General features: G+C 58.6%; 27 protein-coding genes and 2 pseudogenes. 12 read left to right on the forward strand and 17 right to left on the reverse strand.

Annotation, left to right across the window (positions count from 1 at the left end):
• Nucleotides 1–189 precede the first annotated feature (189 nt).
• A complete protein-coding gene (locus tag CVS29_RS13520) occupies nucleotides 190–1,398 on the reverse strand; it encodes an acyl-CoA dehydrogenase family protein (protein ID WP_110106847.1) in 1,209 nt (402 codons plus the stop codon).
• 432 nt (nucleotides 1,399–1,830) lie between these two features.
• Between CVS29_RS13520 and CVS29_RS13525 the strand changes: the two genes are divergently transcribed.
• Entirely contained in the window at nucleotides 1,831–3,243 is a 1,413-nt protein-coding gene (locus CVS29_RS13525; protein ID WP_110106848.1) for a mycothione reductase, read from the forward strand.
• A gap of 68 nt (nucleotides 3,244–3,311) precedes the next feature.
• Here the strand turns inward: CVS29_RS13525 and CVS29_RS13530 are convergent, their stop codons facing one another.
• The 9 genes and pseudogenes from CVS29_RS13530 to CVS29_RS13570 form a co-directional block, all read right to left on the reverse strand.
• Entirely contained in the window at nucleotides 3,312–3,689 is a 378-nt protein-coding gene (locus CVS29_RS13530) for a YciI family protein (protein WP_110106849.1), read from the reverse strand.
• Between the two features lie 110 nt (nucleotides 3,690–3,799).
• On the reverse strand, nucleotides 3,800–4,018 hold the full coding sequence (locus tag CVS29_RS13535; RefSeq protein WP_146213056.1) for a hypothetical protein: 219 nt from the start codon (nucleotides 4,016–4,018) through the stop codon (nucleotides 3,800–3,802).
• A gap of 91 nt (nucleotides 4,019–4,109) precedes the next feature.
• The gene (locus CVS29_RS13540; RefSeq protein ID WP_245932244.1) at nucleotides 4,110–4,772 is read right to left on the reverse strand and encodes an SDR family NAD(P)-dependent oxidoreductase; all 663 of its coding nucleotides are present in this window, start codon (nucleotides 4,770–4,772) and stop codon (nucleotides 4,110–4,112) included.
• A gap of 502 nt (nucleotides 4,773–5,274) precedes the next feature.
• Nucleotides 5,275–6,306 (reverse strand): aldo/keto reductase, encoded by a 1,032-nt coding sequence (locus CVS29_RS13545; protein WP_110106889.1) that lies wholly within the window; start codon nucleotides 6,304–6,306, stop codon nucleotides 5,275–5,277.
• Between the two features lie 131 nt (nucleotides 6,307–6,437).
• On the reverse strand, nucleotides 6,438–7,814 hold the full coding sequence (locus tag CVS29_RS13550; RefSeq protein WP_110106852.1) for an aminotransferase-like domain-containing protein: 1,377 nt from the start codon (nucleotides 7,812–7,814) through the stop codon (nucleotides 6,438–6,440).
• Nucleotides 7,815–8,048: 234 nt separating this feature from the next.
• Nucleotides 8,049–8,632, reverse strand: a pseudogene (locus CVS29_RS13555) (recombinase family protein).
• 230 nt (nucleotides 8,633–8,862) lie between these two features.
• Nucleotides 8,863–9,216, reverse strand: coding sequence for an Imm8 family immunity protein (locus CVS29_RS13560; protein ID WP_110106853.1), 354 nt, complete (start codon nucleotides 9,214–9,216; stop codon nucleotides 8,863–8,865).
• A gap of 469 nt (nucleotides 9,217–9,685) precedes the next feature.
• Nucleotides 9,686–10,045, reverse strand: a complete 360-nt coding sequence (locus tag CVS29_RS13565; protein WP_110106854.1) for a hypothetical protein — start codon at nucleotides 10,043–10,045, stop codon at nucleotides 9,686–9,688.
• Between the two features lie 212 nt (nucleotides 10,046–10,257).
• Nucleotides 10,258–10,812 (reverse strand): hypothetical protein, encoded by a 555-nt coding sequence (locus CVS29_RS13570; RefSeq protein ID WP_146213057.1) that lies wholly within the window; start codon nucleotides 10,810–10,812, stop codon nucleotides 10,258–10,260.
• Nucleotides 10,813–11,120: 308 nt separating this feature from the next.
• Between CVS29_RS13570 and CVS29_RS13575 the strand changes: the two genes are divergently transcribed.
• The 6 genes from CVS29_RS13575 to CVS29_RS13600 all read left to right on the forward strand — a co-directional run bounded on the left by CVS29_RS13575 (nucleotide 11,121) and on the right by CVS29_RS13600 (nucleotide 16,111).
• Nucleotides 11,121–11,759, forward strand: coding sequence for a Type 1 glutamine amidotransferase-like domain-containing protein (locus tag CVS29_RS13575; protein WP_146213058.1), 639 nt, complete (start codon nucleotides 11,121–11,123; stop codon nucleotides 11,757–11,759).
• A gap of 224 nt (nucleotides 11,760–11,983) precedes the next feature.
• Nucleotides 11,984–12,787 carry a TY-Chap domain-containing protein gene (locus CVS29_RS13580; RefSeq protein ID WP_110106857.1) on the forward strand — a complete coding sequence of 268 codons (804 nt, stop codon included), beginning with the start codon at nucleotides 11,984–11,986 and terminating at the stop codon, nucleotides 12,785–12,787.
• A 114-nt stretch (nucleotides 12,788–12,901) separates the two neighbouring features.
• Nucleotides 12,902–13,729, forward strand: a complete 828-nt coding sequence (locus CVS29_RS13585) for an ornithine carbamoyltransferase (RefSeq protein WP_110106858.1) — start codon at nucleotides 12,902–12,904, stop codon at nucleotides 13,727–13,729.
• 89 nt (nucleotides 13,730–13,818) lie between these two features.
• Entirely contained in the window at nucleotides 13,819–14,523 is a 705-nt protein-coding gene (locus CVS29_RS13590) for a GNAT family N-acetyltransferase (protein WP_110106859.1), read from the forward strand.
• A gap of 146 nt (nucleotides 14,524–14,669) precedes the next feature.
• Entirely contained in the window at nucleotides 14,670–15,020 is a 351-nt protein-coding gene (locus tag CVS29_RS13595; protein WP_110106860.1) for a hypothetical protein, read from the forward strand.
• A 335-nt stretch (nucleotides 15,021–15,355) separates the two neighbouring features.
• Nucleotides 15,356–16,111: a DUF3592 domain-containing protein gene (locus tag CVS29_RS13600; RefSeq protein WP_146213059.1), complete on the forward strand. Its 756-nt coding sequence runs from the start codon at nucleotides 15,356–15,358 to the stop codon at nucleotides 16,109–16,111.
• Nucleotides 16,112–16,458: 347 nt separating this feature from the next.
• On the opposite strand, the pseudogene CVS29_RS13605 reads toward CVS29_RS13600, so the two are convergent.
• Nucleotides 16,459–16,914 (reverse strand): annotated as a pseudogene (locus CVS29_RS13605) (Clp protease N-terminal domain-containing protein); the annotation flags it as partial.
• Between the two features lie 144 nt (nucleotides 16,915–17,058).
• On the opposite strand from CVS29_RS13605, the gene CVS29_RS13610 reads away from it, so the two are divergent.
• The 4 genes from CVS29_RS13610 (at nucleotide 17,059) to CVS29_RS13625 (ending at nucleotide 20,024) form a co-directional block, all read left to right on the forward strand.
• Nucleotides 17,059–17,679, forward strand: a complete 621-nt coding sequence (locus CVS29_RS13610; protein ID WP_170120984.1) for a DJ-1/PfpI family protein — start codon at nucleotides 17,059–17,061, stop codon at nucleotides 17,677–17,679.
• A gap of 124 nt (nucleotides 17,680–17,803) precedes the next feature.
• Nucleotides 17,804–18,289 (forward strand): DUF2975 domain-containing protein, encoded by a 486-nt coding sequence (locus tag CVS29_RS13615; protein ID WP_110106863.1) that lies wholly within the window; start codon nucleotides 17,804–17,806, stop codon nucleotides 18,287–18,289.
• 193 nt (nucleotides 18,290–18,482) lie between these two features.
• On the forward strand, nucleotides 18,483–18,959 hold the full coding sequence (locus CVS29_RS13620; RefSeq protein ID WP_110106864.1) for a GNAT family N-acetyltransferase: 477 nt from the start codon (nucleotides 18,483–18,485) through the stop codon (nucleotides 18,957–18,959).
• Between the two features lie 177 nt (nucleotides 18,960–19,136).
• Nucleotides 19,137–20,024 (forward strand): PhzF family phenazine biosynthesis protein, encoded by an 888-nt coding sequence (locus CVS29_RS13625; protein ID WP_211315137.1) that lies wholly within the window; start codon nucleotides 19,137–19,139, stop codon nucleotides 20,022–20,024.
• Between the two features lie 136 nt (nucleotides 20,025–20,160).
• Here CVS29_RS13625 and CVS29_RS13630 read toward each other — a convergent pair whose 3' ends face one another.
• On the reverse strand, nucleotides 20,161–21,090 hold the full coding sequence (locus CVS29_RS13630) for a LysR family transcriptional regulator (protein WP_110106865.1): 930 nt from the start codon (nucleotides 21,088–21,090) through the stop codon (nucleotides 20,161–20,163).
• Nucleotides 21,091–21,161: 71 nt separating this feature from the next.
• Between CVS29_RS13630 and CVS29_RS13635 the strand changes: the two genes are divergently transcribed.
• Nucleotides 21,162–22,112 carry a DMT family transporter gene (locus CVS29_RS13635; protein WP_146213060.1) on the forward strand — a complete coding sequence of 317 codons (951 nt, stop codon included), beginning with the start codon at nucleotides 21,162–21,164 and terminating at the stop codon, nucleotides 22,110–22,112.
• A 361-nt stretch (nucleotides 22,113–22,473) separates the two neighbouring features.
• Here the strand turns inward: CVS29_RS13635 and CVS29_RS13640 are convergent, their stop codons facing one another.
• The 5 genes from CVS29_RS13640 to CVS29_RS13660 all read right to left on the reverse strand — a co-directional run bounded on the left by CVS29_RS13640 (nucleotide 22,474) and on the right by CVS29_RS13660 (nucleotide 26,394).
• Nucleotides 22,474–22,905 (reverse strand): hypothetical protein, encoded by a 432-nt coding sequence (locus CVS29_RS13640; protein ID WP_110106867.1) that lies wholly within the window; start codon nucleotides 22,903–22,905, stop codon nucleotides 22,474–22,476.
• Between the two features lie 307 nt (nucleotides 22,906–23,212).
• A complete protein-coding gene (locus CVS29_RS13645; protein ID WP_110106868.1) occupies nucleotides 23,213–23,668 on the reverse strand; it encodes a DUF302 domain-containing protein in 456 nt (151 codons plus the stop codon).
• Between the two features lie 86 nt (nucleotides 23,669–23,754).
• Nucleotides 23,755–25,083 (reverse strand): MFS transporter, encoded by a 1,329-nt coding sequence (locus CVS29_RS13650; RefSeq protein WP_110106869.1) that lies wholly within the window; start codon nucleotides 25,081–25,083, stop codon nucleotides 23,755–23,757.
• Nucleotides 25,084–25,133: 50 nt separating this feature from the next.
• On the reverse strand, nucleotides 25,134–26,045 hold the full coding sequence (locus tag CVS29_RS13655) for a sulfite exporter TauE/SafE family protein (protein WP_110106870.1): 912 nt from the start codon (nucleotides 26,043–26,045) through the stop codon (nucleotides 25,134–25,136).
• Between the two features lie 52 nt (nucleotides 26,046–26,097).
• Nucleotides 26,098–26,394, reverse strand: coding sequence for a rhodanese-like domain-containing protein (locus tag CVS29_RS13660; RefSeq protein ID WP_110106871.1), 297 nt, complete (start codon nucleotides 26,392–26,394; stop codon nucleotides 26,098–26,100).
• Nucleotides 26,395–26,449 lie beyond the last annotated feature (55 nt).

The following is a 26,449-nucleotide window of genomic DNA, read 5'->3' on the forward strand; positions in this document are numbered from 1 at the left end:
TCTCCTGTTCCGGCCCCTCTATCTGTTCCCATCATGAAGGCACAGGACCTGGCGGATGAAAAGACGGGGCCGATCCCCATGACTTCGGAGGCTCGGCTCATCGGCTCAACTCCCCCGGGCCGGTTGATTCTAACGATGCCCACGGCATGAGTCACTTGGGTGGAGATGATTTCGAAGTTTTTCGTGCCGCTAGCGGAAGGCGGGTATGCCGGTGATATGGTTCCCCAGAATCAAGGTGTGAACCTCGTCGGTGCCCTCATAGGTGCGCACCGATTCAAGGTTGTTAGCGTGGCGCAGCGGCGAGTAGTCCAGGGTGATTCCGTTGCCGCCCAGAATGGCCCGGGCATCGCGGCAGATCTTGATGGCCTCGCGGCAATTGTTCAATTTGCCGACCGAGATCTGCACAGGTTCCAAAGTTCCGGCGTCCTTCATACGTCCCGTGTGGATGGCCAGCAGGGTGCCCTTTTGGATTTCCAGGAGCATGTCAACGAGCTTTTGCTGCGTGATTTGGTAGGCGGCCAGTGGCTTGTTGAACTGCTGGCGTTGCAGTGAATAGGCCAGCGCCGCTTCATAACTGTCCCGCGCGGCACCCATGGTGCCCCAAATAATCCCGTAGCGGGCCTCGTTGAGGCAGGCGAAGGGTGCGCGCAGGCCCTTGGCACCCGGGAGCAGGGCCTCGCCGGGCAGCCTGAGGTCCTCGAAGCTAAGTTCACATTGAATCGAGGCCCTCATGGAGAGTTTGCCTTGTATGGGAGTAGCTGTGAAACCCGGGGTGTCAGTGGGCACCAAGAAGCCGCGTACGCCGTCGTCCGTCTGGGCCCAGATCACCGCGATCTGGGCTATCGAAGCCAAGCCGATCCAGCGTTTGGAGCCGTTCAAAACCCACCCATCGCCGTCTCGACGGGCAAAGGTTGCCATGGAGGAGGGATCGGATCCGGCAGTGGGCTCGGTCAAACCAAAGCAGCCGATGATCTCACCTTTGGCCATGCCGGGCAGATAATGCTGCTTTTGCTCTTCGGAACCCCACTTATGGATGGCGCTCATGGCCAGAGATCCCTGCACGCTGACAAAGGTTCGCAACCCAGAATCGCCGGCCTCCAACTCCATGGCGGCAATGCCATATTCGACGGCGGAGCGGCCAGGACATCCGTACCCCTCCAAATGCATGCCCAGCAGGCCCAGAGCCCCCATTTCCTGCACAATTTCCGTGGGGAACACGGCGTCCTCGTACCACGTGGCAATGTTGGGCCGGATGCGTTCATCGACAAAACGGCGCACTGTGCGCCGTAAGTTCAGTTCGTCCTCGCTGAGCAGCGCATCGAGGTTCAGGACGTCCGAGAGTTGGTCACTGCCTGTTCCGGTGCGGGAGGTTCCGGCTGGTTCGGTGTTGTTGCTCATTGTGCCTCTTTAGGGGTTTCGGAGGAGATAGTGAAGGGGCGGCTCTAGCAACCGTGGCAGCTGTGGTGGTGGCAAAGCGGTAGAACAGACCGGCGATCACGGACGGGCGCGCCCGGATGCGTTCGCTAGGTGGGTTCTGGTGGATTCATCGCCGTCCTAGTGAACGTGTGTTGAGTGTGTGAGTGTGCCTGCGTGAATCAAAGTGAACTTCCGTTCACTTTTTATGAGCTTAGAGTCAATTTCTGATCGCATCAAGTTGCGCAGCTCACATTTCACGCACCCAATGACCGGCTCCCGCACAGACCCCGAAGCCCGGCCACTAACCCACCGTGGAGCCAATCTCACCCTTTTATGAGGCAGCCCGCGCGGGAACCTTCGAGACAAACCGTTGGCTGGCACGCACTTTTCACACCGGAACTGTAGCCTTGGACCATGCCCCACTTTGACCTTGTAATTATTGGTACCGGATCCGGCAATTCTATTCCCGGTCCGGAATTCGAACACTTGAACATTGCCATTGTCGAGGACGGCTTGTTCGGCGGAACCTGCCTGAATGTGGGCTGCATCCCCACGAAAATGTTCGTCCACCCCGCTGAACTGGCCGACGCCGCACGGCACGGACGTGCGCTCGGCGTTGACGCACAACTCAATGCCGTGGATTGGCCCGGCATCCGGGACCGGATCTTTGGCCGCATCGATGCCATTGAGGACGGCGGGCGCGCATACCGCGAGGGCCCGGAATGCCCCAATATTACTGTTTTTGCCGGACGTGGCCAGTTCACGGGGCACAAGGCCCTACACATTGACCTGCACCACGGCGGCACCGCTGCGGTGACCGGCGACCGCTTTGTTTTGGCCGCAGGTTCCCATGCCGTAGTTCCACAGCTTGCGGGCCTGCCCACCGGCGCGGAGTTGGCCATGAGTAATACGGTTCATACCTCGGACACCATCATGCGTTTGGAGGAGTTGCCAGCGAGCATCGTGATTCTGGGCGGAGGCTATATTGCTGCGGAATTTGCGCACGTCTTTTCCTCCTTTGGCGTTCACGTTACCCAGCTGGCTCGTGGGAAACGCCTGTTGAAGTCCCAAGATGATGAGGTCTCCGCCCAGTTCACAAAGGAGGCCGCGGCACGCTACACGGTTCTTCTGGAGACCACGGTGACAGGTTTTAAGCAATCGGCGGACGGCGTGGTGCTTGAGGTAACGGGGCCAGAAGGGCCAGGCAAGGTGGCGGCGGATGTGCTGCTGATCGCCACCGGACGCAAGCCGAACGGGGCGCACTTGGACGTGGAGAAAACCGGGGTGGTTCTCGATGATCAAGGCCGGGTGGTGGTGGATGAGTATCAGCAAACCGGGGTTGACGGTATTTATGCGCTGGGTGATATTTCCTCCAAGTTCCAGCTTAAGCATGTGGCGAACCATGAGGCCAAGGTGGTCAAACACAACTTGGCGAATCCTGACACGCCGATTAGTTCAGACCACCGTTTTGTGCCCGCAGCCGTGTTCACAGATCCGCAGATCGCCTCGGTGGGACTCACCGAGGCGCACGCGCAGAAGGCTGGCATCCCCTATGTGGTGAAGGTGCAGGCTTATGCGGACATTGCGGCGGGCTGGGCACGCGAGGACAGCGGCCATTTCCTGAAGGTGCTGGCTGATCCCTCCACGGGCCTGCTGCTAGGCGCGCATGTGATTGGGCCGGAGGCGGCCACCGTGATTCAGCCACTAATTCAGGCAATGCACTTTGGCCAAACCGCCAAGGAGGTGGCCCGCGGGCAATACTGGATCCATCCGGCACTGTCCGAGCTGGTAGAAAACGCACTGCTGGGACTGCCAGAACCACGCTGATTGAGCGTTCTGAGGCCGAGCAAGTTTGTTCAGATCCACGGGTCTTCATCCATGGGTCTTCGGGGCAGTCAGCTGCTGGGTACCCAGGCGCCGCTGGCCACGTGGACTGCGCCTGGGCGGACTTCCACATCGCCCCATGCCAGCGACGGCGAACGCCGGGCCCAGTCAAGGGCCGCATCCAAGGTGGGCACCTCAATGACGACGAGTCCGCCCAGAGCCATCGTTGTCCCCGCCAACGGACCGTCTTGTGCATGTGCAATTCCACTGACCAGGGTCAGTGTGGTGGTATTGGCAGAGGGCTGAAGGATTTGGGCTTCCCGCAAGATTCCGGCCTGATGGAGCGCGGCCGCGTACCGTGACATGGCTTGCTGAGCTTCGGCCATGGCCGCCTCATCGAGATCCTCCGGGTCTTGTTCCGGATAGTGCAATAGAAGTGTGTAGCGCATAGCTAATTCTCTCTCCCCCGGGCCGGCTGGACCAGCCCCTTTTCATAGGCGTGCACCACGGCTTGGCTTGGACACGGCCTTGTACCCCTAGTTTGCCCAAGACACGGGCCTCATTTGTTCGGGCGTCCGGCCTTGGGCCGGCGTAGGCCGAGCACCACAAGGATGATGCCGACTCCCGCGACGATCAGCCCGATGGAGAACCACATTCGGTTACCGGTCATAAAACTTCCCGGGATCAGGTTCATTCCCTGCCCGGCAAATACTCCACCGATGATCACAGCGAGCAGACCGATGGCGATGAGGGCGATGCGCCCGAAACTGCTGTTCATGTTAGCTACATTACCCCTGACCACTTCGCGCTCAACGGTGACAGCCAACAGTTCACGGCTGCAGTCCGAGCCCTGCGGCAATCAGGCCGCTTCACCCAAGAGTCCAGCAGACCGTTGGGCTGACGGGACTAGTCGCGTTCCCCTCACAGTGGGTTGGCCCGTAGTGGAACCACCGAGCATGAATTACCGTTACCGTATGCCTGCGATCCCCACCCGGCGATGTCCGCGAGTGCACTATCTTGAAGCTCGGCTCTTCGAGTGCCATGCTCACGGCAGCCTCCTCCGCGGTGTCACGGTAGCGGGTCCAGGCGGAAAGGAAGACCACCGCGTTGGCCATATCCGTTTGTTGGCCCAAGTGTCCCAGCGGGGTCAGCCTCACCACGGAGCCCACGGCTGTTTCCATATGAGGGAACAATCCAATCTCTACGACGTCGGTGGCTAGCTTCATACCTATGGGGTTGCCAATCAGCCCCGGGTAGATGCAGTTGACCTCAAGCATTCTGCGCAGGTCCTCCGGATCAAAATCAATCAGCAGGCTTGTCACCTCCATGCCTGCATTGTTCACCAGTATGTCCAGCCCTCCCAATGCTGTCACCACCTGCGTCATGGCCTCATCACAGCTGGCCTCGTCACGCACGTCCAGATGGACAAACGTGGCGCCGCCTTCACGCAAGGCTGCGGCGGTGGCTTCTCCGGCTTGGACATTCACATCCCCGAGTACCACCGCGGCCCCGGCCTCGATTCCCTTGCCCACCTTGGGACCAGTTTTGGACAGCAGTCCAGCATTATTTATTCGCGTGGATAGAGCCCGTAACTATGCCTCAACAGTACTTTTTCCGAGCTCTTGCGGCTGACTACCCGGGCTTTAGTTCCTCTAGAGGGGAGTCTGCGGATGAGTGAGCAAACAGCAACCGCATCAAAATTCGAACATAGCTTCGAACATAGCGGTTTCGGTAAGTTCTCGGTGCGCCGGAGCGAGCTTGCGTGAAATTGCCCAAAATGGGGCCTCTCTCACCGGGTTTTCACTAGTACTTCGGTGACAAGCTGGATCTCATCACCAACTTTGTTCGTGAATACAAGGCCGCCATACATCGCCTCTGGTACGACCTGTGTAACCAGAGCCTGTTTGCCAGTGACTTCCAAGCCGATGCAGCTGAGATCGACGCGAGTTTGGAACTGATGATCTGGTGCATAGTCACCGCCTTCGCAGCCCTAGCTGGCGCTTCTGTCACCCTGCCACAAAGCACCGTCTACCCTCACCGGCCTCCAGTAATTTTCCTGCTCCGCTGCTCCTGAGCCTTGGGTCCATACGGGTAAACGCCTACTTGGGGCTCGCTGGCCAGCGTGAGGTTTTTCTTGTCCTCGTCACTTAGCACCAGATTCGCCGCACCCAGATTCTGGGACAACTGCGTAAGGGTCCGCGCGCCCAAGATCACCGAGGTGACGGTGGGACGGTCCGCAAGCCAGGCCAGTGCTACCTGTGATGAGCTGACACCGTGGGCAGCGGCCACCTGCGCTACGGCACCCACCACCTCCCACGTATGCGGGTTCGCATTGCGTTCCGCCCACGCTTCCATGCCACGCTGCGGGTTTTCGCCCAACCGGGTAGCACCGGCCGGAGCCACATCCCGTTGGTACTTTCCACTTAGCCATCCACCGGCCAACGGCGACCACGGCAACAGCCCAACACCAGCATCCAGAGCAGCCGGGACAATCTCCAGCTCAATCTCCCGGCTCAACAGGCTGTACTGGGGCTGCAATGTCAGCGGCGGGTTCCACCCGTGCGCAGCAGCCACATGAACCGCCTTGGTCAGCTGCCAGCCCAGAAAGTTCGAGAACCCGTAGTGGCCGATCTTCCCGCTACTGACAGCATCGTTGAGAAAGCGCAGCGTCTCCTCCAGGGGCGTGATGGGGTCCCAGGCGTGCAATTGATACAGGTCAATCTGTTCCACACCGAGCCTGCGCAAGGAGGCATCCAAGGCGCGCGTCAAATGCCGGCGGGAGGTTCCGACGTCGTTCGGGGCAGTGCCTGTGGGGAACCTCCCCTTGCTGGCAAGTACGACGGCGTCCCTCGCCTCGGGGCGTTGGGCCAACCAACGGCCTATGATGCTCTCCGAGGCTCCGGCCGTGTAAACATCGGCGGTGTCGATGAAGTTGCCTCCTGCACCAACATAAGTGTCCAGGATGGAGTGGGAGGTGGCCTCATCGGCCTCGGCTCCGAAAGTCATGGTGCCCAGCGCGTAGTTGGAGACTACGGTGCCGCTGCTGCCCAGGGTGTGAAACTTCATGGTGTTCCCCTTGTCATCGGTGTTCACTGTGTTCTGAAACAGCTCACTGTGCCAACTATGCCCCAGCAACGCCTCAATGGGGAGGTTTGCGGCTATCAGCTTAGGGCTGTATCAGTATCCCGATGACTAGATCACAAGAGGGATGCCACGCGCCGCACACCCACGCCAATCTGGGCGATCGAGGCAGCACTGAACGAGAGACGAATGTGGGGTGCCGTGGGCTCATCCACGTAGAACTGGCGCCCGTCACCAATCATCACGCCAGCTGCGTGGGCTGCTGCCGTGAGAACCAGCGAATCACTGCCCTCCGGCAGACGCACCCACAGATGGATGCCGCCGGTGGGAATGTTGGTGATTCTAGCCCCGGGCATGGAGGCATGGACCTCGGCCACCATGGCGTCCCGGCGTTCGAGTAATCCTGCACGCAGCCGTTTCAGGTGCCGAGGCCAGGCCCCTGAGCTCAACAATCCCAAGGCGATTTCCTGTGCCAGCGGTGGCACACACATGTCATCGGCAATCCGTGCCGTGCGAAGGCGTTCACCGGCAGGGCCCCGTGCCGCAATGGCACCCACGCGGAGCCCTGGCGCGGCGGGCTTGCTGAGGGTGGCGATGGAGACCACGTGCCCGTCAGGATCCTGGGTGAACAGAGGTGGCGGGGCGGTGCCCTCCAGAGCAAGGTTCCTGGCCCAATCGTCCTCAATGATGAAGGCACCGTACTGTTTGGCCAGAGCCAGCACCTCAACCCTCCGCTCCGGGCTCAGCACCGCTCCTGTGGGATTGGCATAGCAGGGCTGCAGATAGATGAGCTTGGCGCGGGTGCGTTCCAGTGTCTCGGCCAGATGATCGGTGCGAATGCCGTTGGCGTCGGAGGGTACCGCGGCTAGGTTTAGCCCGGCTGCCTGGGCTGCGATGGTGGCACCGGGGTAGCTGGGACTTTCGGTGATCAGTGTGGTGCCCGGATCGGCGAGGGTTCGCATGGCAAACACGAGCGATTGCTGGCCCCCGGGCATGATGAGCATGTCTGCCACATCGGCACCGAGTTCCGCGGCAAACACGCGGCGCAAGTCCGGCAAGCCCATGGGAGGCGCCATGGTCCAGGCCCGGTGGCTCTTGGCGCAGCGGGCCCCCAAGGTGCGCAATTCATCAAAGGGCTGAAGTTCGGGTGCCAAATAACCCCATGACAGCTGGACATGATCGGCGCTTCCCTGGGCGTTAAGCCGCCCGGCGCGGCCAGCATCAACCCGTGAACGGCCCAGCGCCGTGGACTGCCAGGCGTAGTCGGATTCACCCGCTGTGTTATTTCCGCTCACGAAGGTTCCACGGCCTGGTTCAGCACGCACCACACCTAGTGCGGAGAGCGCGGTGATGGCCTGTGTGATGGTTACGGGGCTTGCGCCGTAGGTTTTTGACAGCTCCCTGACTGAGGGAAGTTTATCTCCTGCACGCATCAATGCGGCCTGCTGCTTTAACATGCCAGCAATTTCCTCGGACCTGTTACTGATAGACATGAAACAACTAGATAACGTTACTTCCCATATCGCAAAAGTGTTACCCACTATTGCGCGAAAGATATGGGGTTCGAGGAGGATCGGTACGGAAACACGTTGAGGGTATGTCGATGCTTAGTCTGGCTTTGAACGGTTACACCGGCCGTCGGGATCCGTAGGATCGCGGATGGGGCCGCTGATGCTTAGTCTGGCTTCGTGCTGAGTGGGCTCCGTCAGAAGTCGACCGCACAATTATCAGGAGCGTAATGGTTCGGCTGCCCTGCGTTGTCCGCGTTCAACGGCCCGGTAGATGGTGGATTGGCTGATGGAGAATAGTTAGGCCATTTCGGTCATGGCGTATTCTCCCGCATCGTGCAGTTCCGGGAGCTGGGCCTCTTGTTTCACGGTGAGTTTTGGCTGGTTACCCCGGAGTCCGCCGTTGGCCTTGGCAACCTTCATCTCTTCGCGGGTGCGCATATTGATGAGGCCAGCTTCAAACTCAGAGACCATGGCCAAGACGTTGAAAAGTAGTTTGCCCATTGGGTCGGCGGGTCATGTATGGAGCCACCAATGCTGAGTTTTATTTCACGACCGGCGAGGTACCCGGCTACTTGGTGGGCGTCCGGGACGGATCGGGCCAAGCGGTCGAGCTTGGTAACCACGAACGTGTCTCCGGCCCGGCCCGCGGCCACGGCCACGGCTTCGCGAAGTCCTGCGCGATTCTTGTTTCTGCCGTTAGAGCAATGATCAAAATAGATTCGTTCCGACTCAACACCAAGGGCAGCCAGGTCTTGCGCCTCAATTGAGACGCGCGCGTAGCCAATCAGTATTTTAGATATGAGAAATAGTGTGTCGTATAAAGCCCCGTTACCGGTCACTTAGCCGGATGGGTCATACGGGACGGCGCAGGGCTGAATTTCACAATGATGCAGGTCAGGAGCTCTATGTTGGCCGGTGGTGGACCGGCTTGCGGGACGGTTCTGAACTCCGATCCGGACAGACCCCTTACCGGACGCAGGTGGTTGCTTTGGCCCTGCTCCCGTTCCTTTTTAGGGGTATAAACCTGGCACTATGGTTGATAGTTCTCAAATTCCCAGTAGCCCAATCTACTCAGTTGTTCTGCGACCTCGCTCCACGTCGGTCCTTGGCAGGCATTCACATGGCCGACTATATACGAACGAATGCGTTGCCAATTGAAGCCATCCACAATGAGATGATGCCTTCCATTCCAAATACCATCACGGGCAATCAGCTCATCAATCCAGGCAGTGCTGCAGACCGTAATATCGAAGGACTCTTCTCCTGGTTCTTCCAATGGTCCGGCCAGAAGCCGAATGCCTACTGACCAACTTTCTTCCTTGGGTCTCCAAGAGTCCATGTCATCGACATCGAGGCTACCAAGCCAACGAATTGCAGCTCTCATCAGTTGATCTCCGTAATATTCAAGTGCACATTGTCGATTAGCTCGGGCGCATTTTGTCCCTAAACCCAGCTTTCGAAACACGAGGGGAAGTTACCCAACATGGATTCCAGGATGGTGCCGTAACTCTACAAGTTCATCAGCGCCCGCAGAGAGCCCGAATTTCGGGGCATCTCCAGGCTGTGCAGACGACTTCTGAAAATGACAACGTAGTCCTGATACAGGTCGCGGCTCCCACTTGGGCAAGGAAAATTCCCGCTTAGATCCTATTGGCCATTTCAGTCATCAACCGGGCTACGCTTACAATTCCAAGCAGCGCCAGCGTCGTAGGCATCCAGCACTGACAGAATAGATCCAATCAGACGTGATCCTCACGTAGCGCAGTCACCCATCGACAGATGACCGCAGCCTTGATTCATAGATCCACGCGGGTAAGGCAGCTGCCAACATCCATCGGGTCAGACAAGTAGATTCATTCTTCGCTTGACTTGTATTCATGTTCATCCATCAAAAACAATTCAAAAAAACTTGCTTTGTTTTCCTTCAGTATTTCGGCAAATGGACGAATCTGACGAGCATTTTCTTCGACAATATCACCCCATGAACCACTAAACTGGAAGCCACAAACAATTGCCTCCATATCGGGAACTATATAACCTTTCTCACACCAAAACCCTTCAAGAGCTGTAACGCACAAGCTCAATTTCTTAGCGATGTCAAACGCCTCAGCAAGGCATCCTACTCCAACCCATAGAGTATCGGCGTCAATCATAAGCATCCCTGGGGGGTTTTGCAGTAGATATTCCCTAAATGTCTCGTCTGATCCCATCATGCGCTCCAATATATTCAATAACGATCAATTAACTGAACATTGACACCACTTAAATAATTCTAAGTCACACAAGGTCCACGTCGGGAAAATAGCCCGCGGGCGGTCCGCCTATAGGCCCCTCAGGGACGTGCAACCAAGTACTAGATTCTGTGCAGATGATTCTGAAAATGACAACTTTACCGCATTGTCAGGCAGTGCCGAGTTCGTGTGCGCTAACCCGACGAAGCCTGGCTAGCAGCTCGGGTGAAACGGAAGAAAACCCCGGAATCCGGATCGCCAATTGGGATATAAATCGATATTTTCGAACCTTCTTCTTCGGTATACAATTTAAACAATGCAATTAGATCGATGAAGTCAGCAGAGATGTAGGAATAGTTTGCTGACTCATTAAAACCTGAACTCCATGATCCCGAAGCGTTCAAAGTGTCAGTCCAGTCAAGTTCATCGACTGAAAATAAAGACGCATAATCTGGAATTACTTCACGTGGAACATTTGTGATTTCAATCGACATATCTTCGTTCAAGTCCATTGAAGTTTTGTTCCCTTTGGAATCTTGATGGACCCAAGTGCCGAAAAGTCGATCTTCTGGAATGGGATAATTTTCCTTGAAAAAAGAACATGAGGTCACCAAAATCATGATACTGAGTAAAATCGATGTCATCCATAGCATCTTCCCCTGAGAGCGATGGTTTGTTACCAAGAGACATCCTCCTTCCAGTTGAAGGTTTGCTTTTGCTTTAAGAGAGGACAATATTCCCTTGCCCATTTGTTCAGATACTCACGCATAGACGGAGTTGGACCAATCGCCGAGCTAAGTGCCATGCCGCCCCCCAACTAATTCGGTGCACCTGAAATACGGTTCAGCAAAGCCTACACGGTGACTAATTCCACCCAGCGCACACAGATTCGCACGTCCTTACCGCGTAGGTGACACAAGGACTAGCAAACCATCCCGCAGAGGGTTCGGCTTACGAGACTTTGAAATCGTCTCAACAGGACCTTCGAAAGTGGACTCTGCATGCGACGAGCAGGCGGGCGCAGAGTCTGTCAGAGGCTCCCTATACAGTGGGTGACATGAAGATGCTTCTATTGTCACGATTTGTCGGTGCCGTTCCAGAGTTCCTGGGTGGTGTGGGTACCGGTTCTCGAGCTGACATTCGTATCGCCTACATTGATGACGCTTCCCAGCCCCTTGGTGATGCCCCATTCGTTGGTCGGGAACGCACCCAGCTCCAGGACCTGGGCTACTCCGTCGTCCCGGTGACGATTGGCGATGGTACTGCTGCTGACCTTGCCACCGTTCTTGACAGCGTGAATGCCGTATACGTTGCCGGTGGCATGGCAGACCATCTGATGGATGTTCTGCGTCGTACAGGTGCTGACTCGGTTCTGGTCGAACGGGTCCGCGCTGGCCTGCCCTATATCGGGGCTAGCGCCGGCGCGATGATCGCGGGAACAAGCATTGACCCGGCGATTGCCCTCGACGGCCATACTGAAGGAATTTCCCTGGAGGATCGCAGCGGGCTCGGTCTCGCGGACGTGGTGATCTTGCCCCATGCTGATGGGCAGCTGCCACCCTATCCTTCCGAGACAATCAACGAAGTGGCCGGTCGGCTAAAAGGAACGCCCGGCTTGACGCTGCTCGCTGACGACGCCGGTTTGCTCGTAGAAGATAATCATCTGCGCCGTGTGGATTCTCCCTCCACTGCGTAGTCGCTCGCGCTACACCGCACCATTTTCCTGACGTGGGTAGGGACGCCGGACGAACATCGATTTGAGTCAACCCTGCCCCGGTGAGCGTTCCCCTGGGGCACATTGTCAATACCACCGACGGCTGCGGACATGAATTCTGTTAATCGCATGATTCATGCGTGAACGATAGAATTTGCGGCCCCTACTTGGTAGCGTGACCGTAGCCATCGCTACTAGGGGGATAATTGGGCAACTTCGAAACATCGGTTTTTGCGTCAGGATCGTGGAAGACCGAAGAAGGAACGGACTGGCGACTGCGAATTTCTGTTCACGATAGTGACTTTGCCACCGTGGACTACCGGCCCGTTCCCGGCTCATCCGGTCGATTCTATTTAGGATTCCAACCCCGCGACTACTTTGAGGACCCGGCAGCGAGTGCCCCTGTCGATCTGCAGGCAGAATCGTCCGGGTTTTCCCAATGGGCGTCAGCCGTCCTCGGTACCGATATCGCTGCAACAGAGTTGCTTGCCCTCATGGCACCAGAGGGCGTTGAAGACCCCATGGACGTTGTTGTAGAGGACACTTTGGTTCGACTGCTCAATCTACTCGGCATGCCTATGCCCACGTGGTTGGCACCCGAGGGTCCGTTCGTAGAGACAGCACTGGCTGGACAAGAACCTGGACGGGACTGGGCGGAAATAGCTCGGGAATTAGCTGGCAGCCTCGAGGAAATGACTAGTCTCGAGTACTTACTGGTTATCTACGACATCGGACTTAGTGAATACTCTGTCTACGGTCAGTTCGCCATCAACGAGGGCAACTTTCAATGCGAGGTCGTCTCCGAGCAGTTCTTGCCAGCCGACGTTTGGCCAATTAATGACGGCTACCTTCGCCACAGCGGTTGGTCTGCGCCAGAAAATGGAAATCCCAACTGGTCTATGCGGCAAGACAAACCCGAGCGAGCTGCCGATTCTGTGCTGACCGCCATGCGATCCGGCCTCGGATGCACCGACCCACAATTGATCAGTCTTACCGTAGGCCGTTTCTAGTCCGTAGAAGGTTCCCGTTATGGGTACGTGTTGGCTGTGTAAGTGGCCACTGAAAATGACGCACCCGGATCTGTCACCAGCTATGCCCAACCACTCACGCCCTAGAATCGAGTGATGCATCACCTTCTGCGCCTAGATGATTGGACCCCTTCAAACCTGCATGAACTGTTCTACGTGGCTAGAGAATTCGAACAAGGGCGCGCGCCACGCTTAAAAGGCTGCGCGGTGCTTTTCTTTCCGCCATCCAGTCTTCGCACGCGGGTATCGTTCGAGCGCGGTGCCTTGCTGATGGGGCTGCAACCGATAACTCTCCCGCCCGCAACGCTCGACAAGCCGGAGGCACTGGTCGATGTAGCGGGCTATCTTGGGCAGTGGGCGGATATAGTGGTCGCCCGCCATCCCAGCATCGCGCTTCTTGAGGAGATCGCTGCCGCGAACGTCCTTCCGGTGGTGAACGCCATGACCGATGTGAACCACCCGTGCGAGGTCTTGTCCGACTTGTATGCTCTCTCCGTGACCAGCGATCCATTGGAGCTGCGCTACCTTTTTGTGGGGGCCGATGGGAACATCTCCCGGGCGTGGCAGGAAGCTGCACGTGCCTTTGGGCTCGACCTGGTCCAGTGTTGTCCGCCCGAGTTGTCCAGCCCGGGTACTGTGTGGAATGGCGACCTCAAGGACGCTTCAAGCCGCGCTGACGTGATCATTACCGACGGCCCTGGCAAACACGCAGAAGCCCTTGCCCCCTATCAGGTGACAGCCGAGGTGTTGCATTGGGCACCCGATGGGGTCCGGCTGGCTCCTTGCCCGCCGTTCGTGCGTGGGCGAGAAGTCTCCGCCGATGCAATCGCTAGCGCGTCCTTCGTCGGTCACGGATTCAAGTCGGCCTTGCTGCCGGTACAACAGGCCATAATGTCAATGCTTCTAGACTCGGCTCGTGAATAACCGTTCAAGGTTCGGCATACGAGATGGGCACTGCGGACGATCGTTTCGATCCTCCGCATACCCTGACGCTCGCTATATAGGATGGTGCGATGTCCGAAACTTTTACTCTCACAAGCAATCGAGTATCGCTCCAGCCATTCACTGAACATCACCTTGATGCCCGAATTCACTATCAAGCGCTGCCGGAGGTTGCTCGCTATCTCTACCGCTCACCGCTGACTCCTGAGGCAACTCGCGAGTCGGCTTTGGCCAATAGAGAACGACGTTTTGAGAGTCCTGGGGATCGCCTGCTATTCGCCGTGGTCAGGAACGTAGACAACATTCTCTTAGGCGAAGTCGTTGCCACGTTGGAGAATCCTCACGCCTGTCAAATTGAGATCGGGTGGATCTTTGACCCAGGCAGCGCGGGTCGGGGTTACGCGACAGAAGCAGCGAAGACGCTACTTACCTACCTGTTTACAGCTGAGAACGCTCATCGGGTATTTGCTCGTCTGGACGCAGAGAACGACGCCTCTCGACGATTGTGTGAGCGTTTGGGAATGCGAGAGGAAGCCCACCTCATCGAGAATGACCGCGACGGCGATCGATGGGGTTCGGAGTATGTTTATGCGATACTTGCCCGCGAGTTTGAACCGGCACAAGCCCAGAAAGAGTGCATCGCCGATAGCTCATCCGGATCGTCAATGCCCTATCCACCCCTGAAGATGAGCGTCCAAGTACATCCTCTACCGAGAATCCTGTCCCACAGACCGCTCCCCTCTGGAATGCGGCCAACAGCGATCCATCAAAAGTGACGCCGCGGTCCAGCGAACCGCGCACCGACCGGCTTATGGGCATCAGTGAGGGCGGACTGAGGCAACCGCACATGGCGTTGCTACGAACATCGCCGGGGCGACAGAGGGCAGGTCCGGTGAAAGAAGCCCATCGGTAGGATCGACCTATGACCCGTAAGCCCTGGATGACTCTTGGTCCGCCTGCCCATATAGTCGAGCGTTTTTTCGAAAAGCACGGACGGGCTGGCTTGGTGCTACCAGACGGTTGGTACGGGAGGCCTTTAGATTCCCTCTTCGCACTCACCTCCGCCGTGGATCTTCCGGATGGACTCAAAATCGAGATTGAAGGTGGAAGGGAACTGATTTTTGAAGGCAACGTGACCATCGTCAAGACGGAGTTCGAGAAATATCCGGCTTTGAGGATTGAGGGATTCAAGTCGGCTTCATGGAACCCCCACGATGGCGTCGTACATCGGCAGACGTATGGCGAGCCAGGTGCGGTCGTCTTCGTTTCCTAGGTGGGGCAGTCACTTCTGGCGCTTGGCGTTCGGTGGCCCACCGGCTTGCGGGACGCACTGGCAGGTCTACACGGGACGCACCTTGCGGATGTTACGACGGGGAAAACCGGCTATATGTTGCGTTGACCGTTAGTGCGCTGATCGAACTACAGACTGGACTTCCTCGCTTGGGGAGTGGATTTCATCTTGGACAGCCTTAACGGCCCGTCGCTTGCTACTCATGAACTATTCCCACGGACCGACCCAGTCCATAATCGGCCCCTACCCTCTGGTTTGCCCTCAGAGTTAGTATGCTGGACAGGCGCCACAGAGAATGGATTAAAGGTCTCCTCACGATGAATGCCCACATTCGGACAACAGCTCGACCGAAGCCGAAGAGAACCCTACCCAAAGAACAGCGAGGGAAGCGCGCGGCCTTCCTAGTCCAGTCCTTTGCCGCAGCCGTGTGCATAGCTGTAGTGCTGTTACCTGGCATCTGGTTAGCCACGACCGTCGTCGGGAAACGCCAGCTTGCGCAAACAGGAATACAAACAACGGCCACGATCACCAAGCACCACAGCAAGATCAGGTACGGGGCCACGGGTAACAGTGGTGTGGACTTTTTGATTGACTATACCTTCACACCTGACCACCAGAGCGAGGAATGCAGCACCGATGTAGATTTGCCCTTGGACCTGTGGGAAACGGTTCAGGTTGGCTCGAAAATTTCGGTAACGTACAACGCCCCTAACCCCTCCAACAACCAGCCAACGATGACACTTGGACGCTATTTACCGGCATTGACTAACATTGTTGGGATATTTGTGGGCGTGCTCTCCGCGGGGATCTTCCTCTGGGTGTGCCGGGTAGTCACTTCACGACGGCGAAAATCCCAAGACTCCGAGCCAAGAACCGACATAGATGAAGGCGGCACCGCTAAGCACGACAGATCGAAAGAACACAGAGTGCAGCGTGACGCGCCCAAAGCTCATTTGGTTGAAGGACTGATCTGGGTTCTGGCGATCTTCTCAGTGTCCGTTGGCATATTCGTAGTAAGCATAGTGTTCCTCGGACCACTTGTCGTGGAATTGTTGGAGAATGTTCTGCTATGAGGTGTGCTGATTTTGAGGCAAGCACCATTACTCGGCGGGAAGAAACTGGCCCCGCGTCAGCACGGGGAATGCTCCGATTGGTCAGTTGGAAGGATGCAGGAATGAACTCACAGCACGACCCGCAGTGGAGGGTATCTGCTGTTGGCGTCCGGCATTATCTGGATGCCGCCGACTTTGAAGAGGCACATTCAAATAGTCTGGGCGATTGAAGGCAGCGGTACTCTCTCTCGGCTGCTTCTGTTGGGACCAACTGGCCTCTCAGAATGACTATGAACACCAGCGCACGAGGGTAGCTTGGGTATGTAGAATCCGCCATGTTCCGTATGCCGTTCGACATTCGTTCAGTCGCCCTCGGCGCCATCGCCCTGATAGCCGGCGAGTATCCGGATGACCTGCTGGCGAACTGCATTCGGGTCGGCCCCAAGCTTCACCAACACTTGCACAGCTACACCTTCACCGCCGCGGATCAGGCCCAAAAGGATGTGCTCGGTGTCAATGTAGTCGTGCCCGAGCATCATCGACTCGCTCAGCGAGAACTCCAACACCGCTTTGGCATGCGCGGTGAACGGGATGCTCCCATTGGAGGGCAGCCGTCCCTGCCCAACGATCTCCCGCACCTGTTCCCGGACGTCATCGAGGAAGTCATTCGAGGATTCAAGGGCCTTCGCGGCAACACCACCGCCTTCACGGATGAGGCCAACCAGGATGTGCTCCGTCCCGAAATGATCCTGGTTGAGCATGCGGGCCTCTTCCTGGGCCAGCACCAGAACACGCCTGGCCCGATCCGTAAAGCGCTCAAACATTTCCCCACACCCCTAACCATGCCTTCCCCTGATGCTACCCAGTAGCCGGCCTGCGTTGGGTCTTTCGTTCCATTTATGGTTCCGCTTACGGGCCCGGTTTTGAGCAGCCAGCTGTAGGTCGCTGTGGATGGGAGAATGGGCAACATGACAGCAGTGATGCGTAGTATTTCCGTGGTGTTGTTTGACGGGTTCGAGCTTTTGGACGTATTTGGCCCGGTCGAACTGCTGAGCCGTCTACCCGAGGTGTTCTCTGTGACGCTGATCGGCCCAACGGCGGGGCTGGTTCGCAGCAGCCAAGGCACCGAGATCGTCGCGACCGTCGGATACGCCGACGCGGTAACACCGCAGATCGTGATGGTCCCTGGTGGCATGGGAACACGCCGGTTGGCGGAGGATGCCGAGTTCCTGGCCTGGTTGGCCTCGTGGTCAGCGGGCGCAGAATTGGTCACGTCTGTATGCACAGGTTCGGCACTGTTGGCGGCTGCCGGTCTGCTCGACGGTTACCGGGCCACCTCGAACAAACTCGCTTTTGCATGGGCATCCGGTCACGGTCGAGATGTCACCTGGGTTCCGCAAGCCCGCTGGGTGGAGGACCGTACTCGATGGACGTCCTCCGGGGTGGCGGCTGGCATGGACATGACCGCTGCGTTGATCACGGCTCTTGTTGGATCTCAGGCCGCGACAGATGTCGCCAGACAGATTGAACTGGAGGTTCATCCCGACCCGGATTGGGACCCATTCGCTCAGCAATACGGCCTCATCTGAGGTTCCCTTGCGCCACAAGCTGGCAGTGATTGGTCGCCGAGCATATCAAGGCTAGATCCGCGTTCGCAGAGGGTTCCACCTGCGGGTGGATGAAGAGAAGGACTCAGTCGTGTTTGGATGAAGCATGAACTTCCAACAGATCCGGCTCCTGCGTATCGCCGTCGTCATGCTTGCGCTTGGGTCGATCCTGACCCAAGTTTTCATCACGCCGCACGTCGCGAGGTCCTTCGCGGAAGCGTATCCTGAGGTCGCCTACCTGGAGCGCCCGTACACTATCGCCGTCATCGTTGCGATCGCCGGCTTTGAGCTGGCACTGCTGGCGATCTGGCAAATTCTCTCGATTGTGAAGCGGGGAGCAGCGTTCACCAGGTCACCAATGCGTTGGGTCAATTTCATGACAACCAGCTTCCTCTTCACCGCAGCAACATTGATCGGCATCATCATGCACGCCACTTTCATCGCAAAGATTGGCACCCCCGCTATGCTCTTCGGGCTTCTCGTCACTATCGCTTTCGGAGCAAGTGCAATCTTCTTCAGGGCAGCAGTGAAGCGAGGACTCCTAACTCGGATATTCCACGACGACCCTGAGCACGACATCCCTGCCCCGTAGACCGAAGAGCTTCACACTTTGGATGCCCGTAAGTTCTCTGGTGCCGTCGGATATGTTTCGTCTGTACCGGTCAGGGTTCCCCAGTGGAACTTCACGGTAGCGCCATGCTCGCGCGCGAGGAGTTCCAGATTCAGAACATTCCAAGGCCCTTGATAGGTTGGCCATAACACCACTGATCGCGAAAGGTCCCCTCATGCTGTACGCTCCCTCGATCGACCTGCGCCCATTTCACGTATCTGATACGGCATTCTTCGCGCGCTTGGCCTCCGACGAACGGGTAACCCGCTTCATTGGGAATGGACAGCCATGGGAGCAACAAACCATCCAGGACCGCGTTACCGCAGCGCTGCGGCAAGACCCGCTCGACATGGTGGGAGCCTCCCGCTGGTATTTGGTCACAGAGGCAAATGAACCTGTCGGTATCGTGGTCTCCTCGCTCAAGGACGAGGGCGTCGAGATCGGCTACTGGGTATCGCCGGATCATTGGGGCCGCGGCATCGCCGGGGCCATGGTCGATGGAGCCCTGGCCACCATTTCCGAGGTCTACGGAACCAGGCAGCTTGTAGCCCGCGTGGACCCGGCCAACGCTGCATCTGCGAAGGTACTCACCCGCCGCGGATTCCAGCTCAGGTCCAGCCACGATGAGCTTGACCTCTACACTCTGGCTTAGCGACCAGGCCAAGGCGCGAGACCAGAGCGCACCCGCACTATCACCGTCAACGTTCAAAGATTAGCCCCGTACAGCATCCCCACGGAAGGGTTTCCGTAATGCCATGTCACTTGACGACAGGCAGCGGAAGCTACGTGGTCTAGGCAAAATAGACATTCGGACACTAAGGAAGAAAACATGCACAGCACCTCAACATCAAACCCCTCCGGAGGTAAGTTAGATCCTCGCGATCGCTACCTGAAGGTTCCCCTTGTGCAGATCGACGCCTTTGCTGATGCCCTCTTCAAGGGCAACCCGGCTGCCGTCATGCCCCTGCCCCACTGGCTACCGGACGGGGTACTCCAACAAGCAGCAGAGGAAAATAACCTCTCCGAGACGGCATTCCTAGTGAAGACCCTGCCCAACGGAGTCCAGGCACCAAAGCCCGCCCATCCGGCATACCATTTGCGCTGGTTCACCCCTGCCGTCGAAGTCGATTTGTGCGGGCACGCGACCATGGCAGCGGCTTCCTACCTGTTTGACGACGAGCACCCCGAGGCCAAGGAGCTCCAGTTCTACACTCGCAGCGGCTGGCTCTCGGTGACCCGCTCCACCGACGGGCAATACACCATGGACTTCCCCTCCGAAATTCCCGTGCCGGTGGCAATTGAACCCACCTTATCCAAGGCGCTAGGAGTCCCCGTGATTGAGGCGCTACGAGCCACCGACCTGATCTACATGGTCGAGGATGCCCAAACCGTCATCGATCTTTCCCCGGACCTCGCGGTTCTGGCCGCACTGCCGGTTCGCGGGATGATTGTCACCGCTCCGGGCACCGGAACCGAATATGATGTGGTCTCCCGCTGGTTCGGTGGTGAAGCGGGCGTCTCAGAGGACCCTGTCACCGGCTCCGCCCACTGCCAGCTCGCTCCCCTATGGGCCGAACGACTCGGCAAGAATGAAATGCTCGCACGACAGGCATCAGCCCGGGGCGGAACCGTGCGGATCAACTTCGAAGGTGAGCGCACCTTACTGACGGGTCGCTGCGTCCGCTTCATGGAAGGCACCGCCTTCCTTCCTCGCTGAACCCCACGCCTCAGGCCAGCCCTCGACGGCTGGCCTGAGGTAAGCCGCACGATTCGGGTGCCCCACCAGCAACACCCGTTCTCATACCGCTTCCTACCGCATGGTGTTTCTTGGTAGCTAGCTGAGGAGGAGCGCTTTAGCCTCCCGCTGAGAGACTGCGAGTCTCTTCGGCAATCTTGATGACGCGGTCGATCACGGTACGCGTGCTAACCCGGGTTCGCGCTTCAGGCCTCGTCAGGATATCGATGTGCCGACCCAGGACAAGGCCCTTAATCGGGCGCAGCACCACATGCTCCCGAAAATATGGAATCAATCCGGTGTACCGAGGCAGCAAGCCCACCATGCGTGTCTTGGCAATAATCGCCGCCACCAAATTGAACTCATTCACACGATGCGTAATCTGGATCGGGGTGCCCGCAGTGGCGAACATCGCCTGGACAATGAGTGGTTCCAAGGCGAAGCCCTCGTGCGCGGCCACCCAGATTTCCCCCACCAGATCAGTCAGGGACACCGTCTCCTGTTTCGCCAATGGATGCTCCCGATGGATCGCCAAGTCGATCGGTTCTTGCAGCACGGGTGTGACATGTACCCTGCGGGTCGGCCAAGGATCTGAGGCTATCGGACGGTGTGCAATCACCACATCGTGGTCGCTGACTAAATCGACGAACCCGTTGATCGATACATCCTCGTCCCGGCAACGCACCATCGGCCCGTCGGAATCGCTGAGGCTGCTTGCGATGAGCGCCGGAAACCAGGCCAGTCCGGCACTGTGAAAAGCGGTGACTGAAACAGGTTCCTGGGGTGATGCCAAGTACTCGTTGACAGAATTTTCCGCACGAGCTAGGGACTCCAGCACATCCCCACCGGCCTCGGCCAAACGTTCACCGGCAGGCGTCAACACTAATACTCGGCCTCGCTGCTCGGTTAGTGGAATCTGAACGCCCCGTTGCAATGACGCAATTTGCTGGGAGACCGCGGACGGTGAGAGGTGCAGCGCCTGTGCCACTGCAGTGACCGAGCCCCGGTCCCTGAGCTCACGTAAAGTTCGAAGATGATGTACTTCCATGAAGCTCACCTTACGGGATACTAAAGATAGTGCCCGTTGTTCTGTACGAATCCGCTCCCTACAGTAAAAGCATGTCCTTCAATCCCCCTTCAATCCGCCGTCTGCTTCCCGACTTCATTCTCCTGATCGTCGCAATAATGTGGGGCGGTAGCTATCTAGCAACCCAAGACCTGGCGGTGGCCTCGTCTGCCGCCGCGGTGATGTGTGCCCGCTTCGTACCCGCAGCAGTGATCTTGCTGCTTGTTAACCTCGCGCGACCAAAAGTTCGGCTCCGTGACTCGACACTCCCCGGCATCCTGCTTGGAACCCTCCGTGCAGCGACCATCGCTCTGGAAACGATCGGTGTCACGCTCACAAGTGCCACCAATGCAGGACTCATCATCGCTCTGTCCATTCTTCTCACCCCGATCCTCGAATCCACGCTCACCAAAAGACGGCTTTCACCATCCCTCATCGCAAGCATCCTGCTCGCCGTCATCGGCATCACGCTCCTCGTGGGCGGGCAAGGCTTCTCCGGGTTCAACCTCGGCGACGGGCTCATGCTCATCGCGGCAGCGACCCGGGCCCTGCTCGGTGTTGCCGAGGCACGGTTTACCGTCGGCAGGAACACCGACGTACTGGGATTGACCACGGTCGAGATCATGTTCGGCGCGGTCATATTTGCTGTGTGGGGCGGAAACTCCCTGCTGGAGCATCTCCCTAGCTTTAGCGGCGAGAATTGGCTCACCATTGCCTATCTGTGTCTCGGCTGCACCATCTTCGCGTTTCTGGGGCAACTGTGGGCAACGAAGCACACCTCAGCCTCGCGTGCAGGCATGCTTCTGGGCACGGAACCAGGATGGGCGCTCCTGGTCGGAGTGCTCCTCGCCGGAGACAAGATTGGCACACTCGGATACATCGGTGCCGCAGTACTCCTCGTTGCCACTTGGTGGGGTGCACGCGCCGAACAGCGTTGGCGCGGAAGCCATCCGTCTCCCCAAAGTAACCTAAGGTCGATGGTGCGAGAAACAGCCGATGAATAGCCTCCTCCATGGGCGGACGTGACACCCCGGACATTTCCTGCGTGATACCAGACCTCCGTACTGCCTGTCACGTTCGCTTAGCATGCGGAGGCACGAGGCACCCTCGGCATTTCAGGAAGCATGGCCGGAACCTGGCCGCGCACCGACGTTTCAGACGCACCTTTTGTCTTCCTCACAAGCGACGGCCTACATCAAGCGGCTCCTAAATGAAACGGCTTCAGCCACCGGAAGAACCGGGACCTGTCCAGATGAAGTGAAACTGCTTTTCGACCATATCTCCAGTGTCTGTCCAAGGTTCCTTCGCGGACACGCGAGCCGCTGTCCTGCTCTGATGGGCAATGAAGTCGTATATACGCGATGTTTAGCGATCAGAGACGAGGAGGTTGTCTGAGATCTTGATCCAGCCCGATTCGATTTTTCCAGTGTCGGAGTCATCCCCCAGAAGAATCGTTGAATACGGTCCTTTCGCCGACGACACATTAATAATCTCACCGCTGTTTCTAGTCTCGCCGCAACCTACATGCCAATCGTTCTCGTCAGGCGGAACAACTGCCACACAGGTCGTTCGGGCATCGTCACTTTGCACAGCGAAGTACCGCACACCATCTTTGGTGGCTAGAAGACGTGAGCTGTCCCTGTTCACTTCTTCCGACAGGGTGATAGAGGACGGCAAAGAATCCTCGGGCGTGGCATCCCGCTGCAGCGCCTTTAACCCCGCCTGACCGGAACAACCAGTCAGCAGTAGACCTGCAATACCGACAACGGCAATAAAAGGAAATGATCTGCGCTTCATTGTTTTCCCCCAATATCGATTTTCATTCGAGGCTACAGTATGTGCTCCACAGAGCAACAAGTAGCCAAAACATTCGAAGTGCGTCAGACGTCCCGTATGCCGTTCGACTTCCGGGCACGGGGGTAACGTTCAGAGCTACGAAAAAGCCGCCATTTATTGCTGCGATCCACAAGTGTGGTCATCACGATCCACACTGCTATCTCGTCCCGCGACCGTTGATCGACGTCCGTGATTTCCTCACTACTGTCTGGTTCTTCCGTATCGGTTGGTTCAGGGAGGGCCCCGTTCCGGTCTAGGGAGACCTCACTCAACTTAAAATAAACGTATCCTCTGACCTTTGGGTTGAAACCTGGGGGTCATACTTTCCGGAGATTTCCTTCAACACCGCCTGAAGACGGGCATCGACATCGTTGGCGACCTCGCGAGTCGCGTCGCCCGGGCTGAGCTGGACCATGGTTTGCGGGTCGATTGCTTCAATGGTGGTTTCCGCTGCATCGGGGGTGCGACGCACCACGACGTTGCACGGGAGCAGCTGCGGTTCGGCGGCGATGCCGCGCTGGGCCAAATGCGGGTTGCCCCCGGATGATGTAGTCCCCCACGGCGTCCCCGGCTTCCAAGCTTCCCGGCCCAGTTTCCGGGTGAAGGTCTCTTTCACATCGATTTCCGTCAGGACGCCGAATCCCTGTTCGGCAAGGGCGCTGCGGGTTCGGTCAACGGCGTCTTGCCATGACATCGGGACGATGATGGCGTGGGAGTAGTCCATGAGTTTCTTTTGGGGGTGTAGTGCGACCCCGTGCCGTGGGAAATACTCGGTCGGCGGTGGCAGGGACACTCAGTTCTTTGCTCATGCTAGGTGCTGGCGTGATGGGGTGGAAGCGTTGCGCGTGCATCCCCCTCATGGGCCGGTGCTCTGGGTGGTAGGTGCGTTTCATACATTCTGCCCGCGACGGCAAGGGCTGCGGCGGCGCTGAGTGCGGCGGCCATCCATACGGCCGCTTGCAACCCCAGCCGGTCGGCGATGATCCCGCCCATGATGGCGCCGACGGCGTATCCGAGATCACGCCAAACCCGGTAGACGCCCACTGCCCGTCCCCGCCAGCTGGGGTGTGCGACGTCGCCGACGGCGGCCAGCAGCGTGGGGTAGACCATGGCGGTGCCGGCGCCGAGCAAGACGGTTCCAACCGACCACGCGGCAACCCCGTGCCCGAGCGCAATCACGGACAGTGCCGCGGCCTGGGTGAGCATGCCGGCGGTGATCAGGTGTTTGCGTCCGATGCGGTCCGAGAGTGCGCCGGTGAACATTTGGCCGATTCCCCAAACCCCCGGGTACAGTGCGAAGAGCATGCCGATCTGGCCCGCGCTGAGGTCCGCGGTGGCGAACAGGAGCGGGAACAAGCCCCAGGAGAGTCCGAAGTTCAGGTTGTTCACCAGTCCGGCCATACTTGCCGAGGACAGTGCCGGTTCCTTGAAGCTGGTCAGTGCAAAGATCTGCCGGTTGGTCGGTGCACCGGCGGTGCCGCTCGGTGCCGCAGGTGTGCGCCCAGGATTCAACTTGGCATCCAGCAGCGCGTGTGGGCGGGTGTCCTTGACGAATGCACCGGAGAGCAGGATGGCCAGGGCCGTGTAGGCGATCCCCAGGAGGAACGGCGCGGGGCGCAGGCCGAATTCCGCGGCAAGGCCCCCGGCCACCAGCGAGGATATAGCCACGGCACCGTAACCGGCTGCCTCGTTCAGGCCCATGGCCAGGCCGCGCCGGGCAGGGCCCACCAGGTCGATCTTCATGATGACGGTGGTGGACCAGGTCAGTCCCTGGTTGATGCCCAGCAGCACGTTCGCGGCAATGACCCAGCCCCAATCCGGTGCTGCAATGAGCATCAGCGGCACCGGGATGGCAAAGAGCCAGCCTGCCAGCAACACCGGCTTGCGCCCGTAACGGTCGGAGAGGGTTCCGGCGAACCAGTTGGAGGTCGCCTTGGCGATCCCGAAGGCAGCCACGTAGGTAAAGACAAAGGTGTATCCGCTGAGGCCGAACTCGCTCTGGGCGATCAGTGGCAAAACCGTTTGCTGTTGCCCGACCATGGCGCCAACCAGTGCGTTGACCGCGACGAGCAGGGCAAACTGGGCTGCATTGGCGCGCAGCCCCAGGGTGGGCAGGCGCCTTGCTGTTGACTGCTTCATGCTAAGACTCCTGGGTGGCCGGGTGGAAACGGGGGATGTTGCGTTTTGCGCTAGCGGGCCTCGGTGGCCGTGTGCTCGGCGGTCGCATGCTTGGCGGTGGAGGTGCCGGATGCACGTCGGAGCGGGCACCCCGGGATCAGGAAACCGCACAACACGGCCAGAACCCCGATGCCGGCGGCCGAAAAGCCGAGGATGAGGTTGGCCGGTGCCGGGAGTTCCTGGACGAGCACGAAGACGCCCATGGCGAGCACGAAGTAACCAAAGCCCTTTCGCAGTGCCGCTTCGGGGATGCGTCCGGCCAGGCGGGCGCCGATAAAGGAGCCCAGGATGGCTGCGACGGTGACGCCGCCGACCAGTGCCCAGTCCAGGGAGATCGTGGTGAGGTAGCCGCCGAGGCCAGCGAAAGACTTCATGGCGATGACCAGCAGCGAGGTGCCTACCGCCACCGGCATCGGCAGTCCGCCGAGCAACGCGAGTGCCGGGACCACCAGGAAGCCGCCGCCGGCGCCCACAAGTCCCGTTACCAGGCCCACAACAAGTCCCTCAATGGTGACCTTGAAGACCGGGAGGTCATTCTCCTGGGCCTCGGGAGTGTGGTCCTTGCGTCCGCGGATCATGGCCAACGAGGTTGCCACCATCATCAGCGCGAAGGCGATCATGAGAACCGTGGCGGGGATCCGGCCCCCGAGCAGTCCACCGCCGAAGGCCCCGACCATGCCCGCGGCTCCGAAGATCAGCCCGGTGCGCCATTTGACACGCTTCTTGCGGGCGTGGGTGACCACGCTGACGGCCGAGGTTGCGCCGACCACGAAGAGCGAGGCGGCGATGGCTTCCTTGGGGTTCATTCCGGCGACATAGGTGAGGATTGGGACGGTGAGGATTGACCCGCCGCCGCCGAGCAGGCCGAGGGAAATTCCGATCAGCACCGAAAGCAGAAGGGTTAGTACGAGGGTGAGCGACATGGGGTGGTGGTCCTAGCGGATTCGGTGGATGGAAAAACCGTTGAGGAAGGTGCTAGCCGGTTGGCAGGCCCGCGCGCTGCCAGGCGCTCATGCCGCCGCCCATGGTGTCTGCGTTGTAACCGGCGGCCGTCAGCGCGTCGGCAACACGGGCGCTGCGGTTGCCGCTGCGGCAGACCACGATGACCGGGCGGGACTTATCGAGTTCGGCCAGGCGGCCGTCCAGCTCACCCATGGGGATGTGCAGGGCACCGGGGATAATGCCCTCGGTGACTTCGAAATCCTCGCGGACATCGAGGATATGGTCCTCGGCGCGGCGCTGGTTTGCATCGTTGATGGTGATTTCAGGCATGGTGGCTCCTTGGCTGGGTGACTACAGTGGGGGTGGTTTCTCGGCCCCGGCACGG

This window comes from Arthrobacter psychrochitiniphilus (assembly GCF_003185915.1).
GTDB classification, from domain to species: Bacteria; Actinomycetota; Actinomycetes; order Actinomycetales; family Micrococcaceae; genus Specibacter; species Specibacter psychrochitiniphilus.

Excerpts from the sequence above, each read along its gene's own strand:
- CVS29_RS13520 (WP_110106847.1), bottom strand. The coding sequence starts at position 1,398 with ATGAGCAACAACACCGAACCAGCCGGAACCTCCCGCACCGGAACAGGC.
- CVS29_RS13525 (WP_110106848.1), top strand. The coding sequence starts at position 1,831 with ATGCCCCACTTTGACCTTGTAATTATTGGTACCGGATCCGGCAATTCT.
- CVS29_RS13530 (WP_110106849.1), bottom strand. The coding sequence starts at position 3,689 with ATGCGCTACACACTTCTATTGCACTATCCGGAACAAGACCCGGAGGAT.
- CVS29_RS13535 (WP_146213056.1), bottom strand. The coding sequence starts at position 4,018 with ATGAACAGCAGTTTCGGGCGCATCGCCCTCATCGCCATCGGTCTGCTC.
- CVS29_RS13545 (WP_110106889.1), bottom strand. The coding sequence starts at position 6,306 with ATGAAGTTTCACACCCTGGGCAGCAGCGGCACCGTAGTCTCCAACTAC.
- CVS29_RS13550 (WP_110106852.1), bottom strand. The coding sequence starts at position 7,814 with ATGTCTATCAGTAACAGGTCCGAGGAAATTGCTGGCATGTTAAAGCAG.
- CVS29_RS13560 (WP_110106853.1), bottom strand. The coding sequence starts at position 9,216 with ATGAGAGCTGCAATTCGTTGGCTTGGTAGCCTCGATGTCGATGACATG.
- CVS29_RS13565 (WP_110106854.1), bottom strand. The coding sequence starts at position 10,045 with ATGATGGGATCAGACGAGACATTTAGGGAATATCTACTGCAAAACCCC.
- CVS29_RS13570 (WP_146213057.1), bottom strand. The coding sequence starts at position 10,812 with ATGGGCAAGGGAATATTGTCCTCTCTTAAAGCAAAAGCAAACCTTCAA.
- CVS29_RS13575 (WP_146213058.1), top strand. The coding sequence starts at position 11,121 with ATGAAGATGCTTCTATTGTCACGATTTGTCGGTGCCGTTCCAGAGTTC.
- CVS29_RS13585 (WP_110106858.1), top strand. The coding sequence starts at position 12,902 with ATGCATCACCTTCTGCGCCTAGATGATTGGACCCCTTCAAACCTGCAT.
- CVS29_RS13590 (WP_110106859.1), top strand. The coding sequence starts at position 13,819 with ATGTCCGAAACTTTTACTCTCACAAGCAATCGAGTATCGCTCCAGCCA.
- CVS29_RS13595 (WP_110106860.1), top strand. The coding sequence starts at position 14,670 with ATGACCCGTAAGCCCTGGATGACTCTTGGTCCGCCTGCCCATATAGTC.
- CVS29_RS13600 (WP_146213059.1), top strand. The coding sequence starts at position 15,356 with ATGAATGCCCACATTCGGACAACAGCTCGACCGAAGCCGAAGAGAACC.
- CVS29_RS13610 (WP_170120984.1), top strand. The coding sequence starts at position 17,059 with ATGACAGCAGTGATGCGTAGTATTTCCGTGGTGTTGTTTGACGGGTTC.
- CVS29_RS13615 (WP_110106863.1), top strand. The coding sequence starts at position 17,804 with ATGAACTTCCAACAGATCCGGCTCCTGCGTATCGCCGTCGTCATGCTT.
- CVS29_RS13620 (WP_110106864.1), top strand. The coding sequence starts at position 18,483 with ATGCTGTACGCTCCCTCGATCGACCTGCGCCCATTTCACGTATCTGAT.
- CVS29_RS13625 (WP_211315137.1), top strand. The coding sequence starts at position 19,137 with ATGCACAGCACCTCAACATCAAACCCCTCCGGAGGTAAGTTAGATCCT.
- CVS29_RS13630 (WP_110106865.1), bottom strand. The coding sequence starts at position 21,090 with ATGGAAGTACATCATCTTCGAACTTTACGTGAGCTCAGGGACCGGGGC.
- CVS29_RS13635 (WP_146213060.1), top strand. The coding sequence starts at position 21,162 with ATGTCCTTCAATCCCCCTTCAATCCGCCGTCTGCTTCCCGACTTCATT.
- CVS29_RS13640 (WP_110106867.1), bottom strand. The coding sequence starts at position 22,905 with ATGAAGCGCAGATCATTTCCTTTTATTGCCGTTGTCGGTATTGCAGGT.
- CVS29_RS13645 (WP_110106868.1), bottom strand. The coding sequence starts at position 23,668 with ATGGACTACTCCCACGCCATCATCGTCCCGATGTCATGGCAAGACGCC.
- CVS29_RS13650 (WP_110106869.1), bottom strand. The coding sequence starts at position 25,083 with ATGAAGCAGTCAACAGCAAGGCGCCTGCCCACCCTGGGGCTGCGCGCC.
- CVS29_RS13655 (WP_110106870.1), bottom strand. The coding sequence starts at position 26,045 with ATGTCGCTCACCCTCGTACTAACCCTTCTGCTTTCGGTGCTGATCGGA.
- CVS29_RS13660 (WP_110106871.1), bottom strand. The coding sequence starts at position 26,394 with ATGCCTGAAATCACCATCAACGATGCAAACCAGCGCCGCGCCGAGGAC.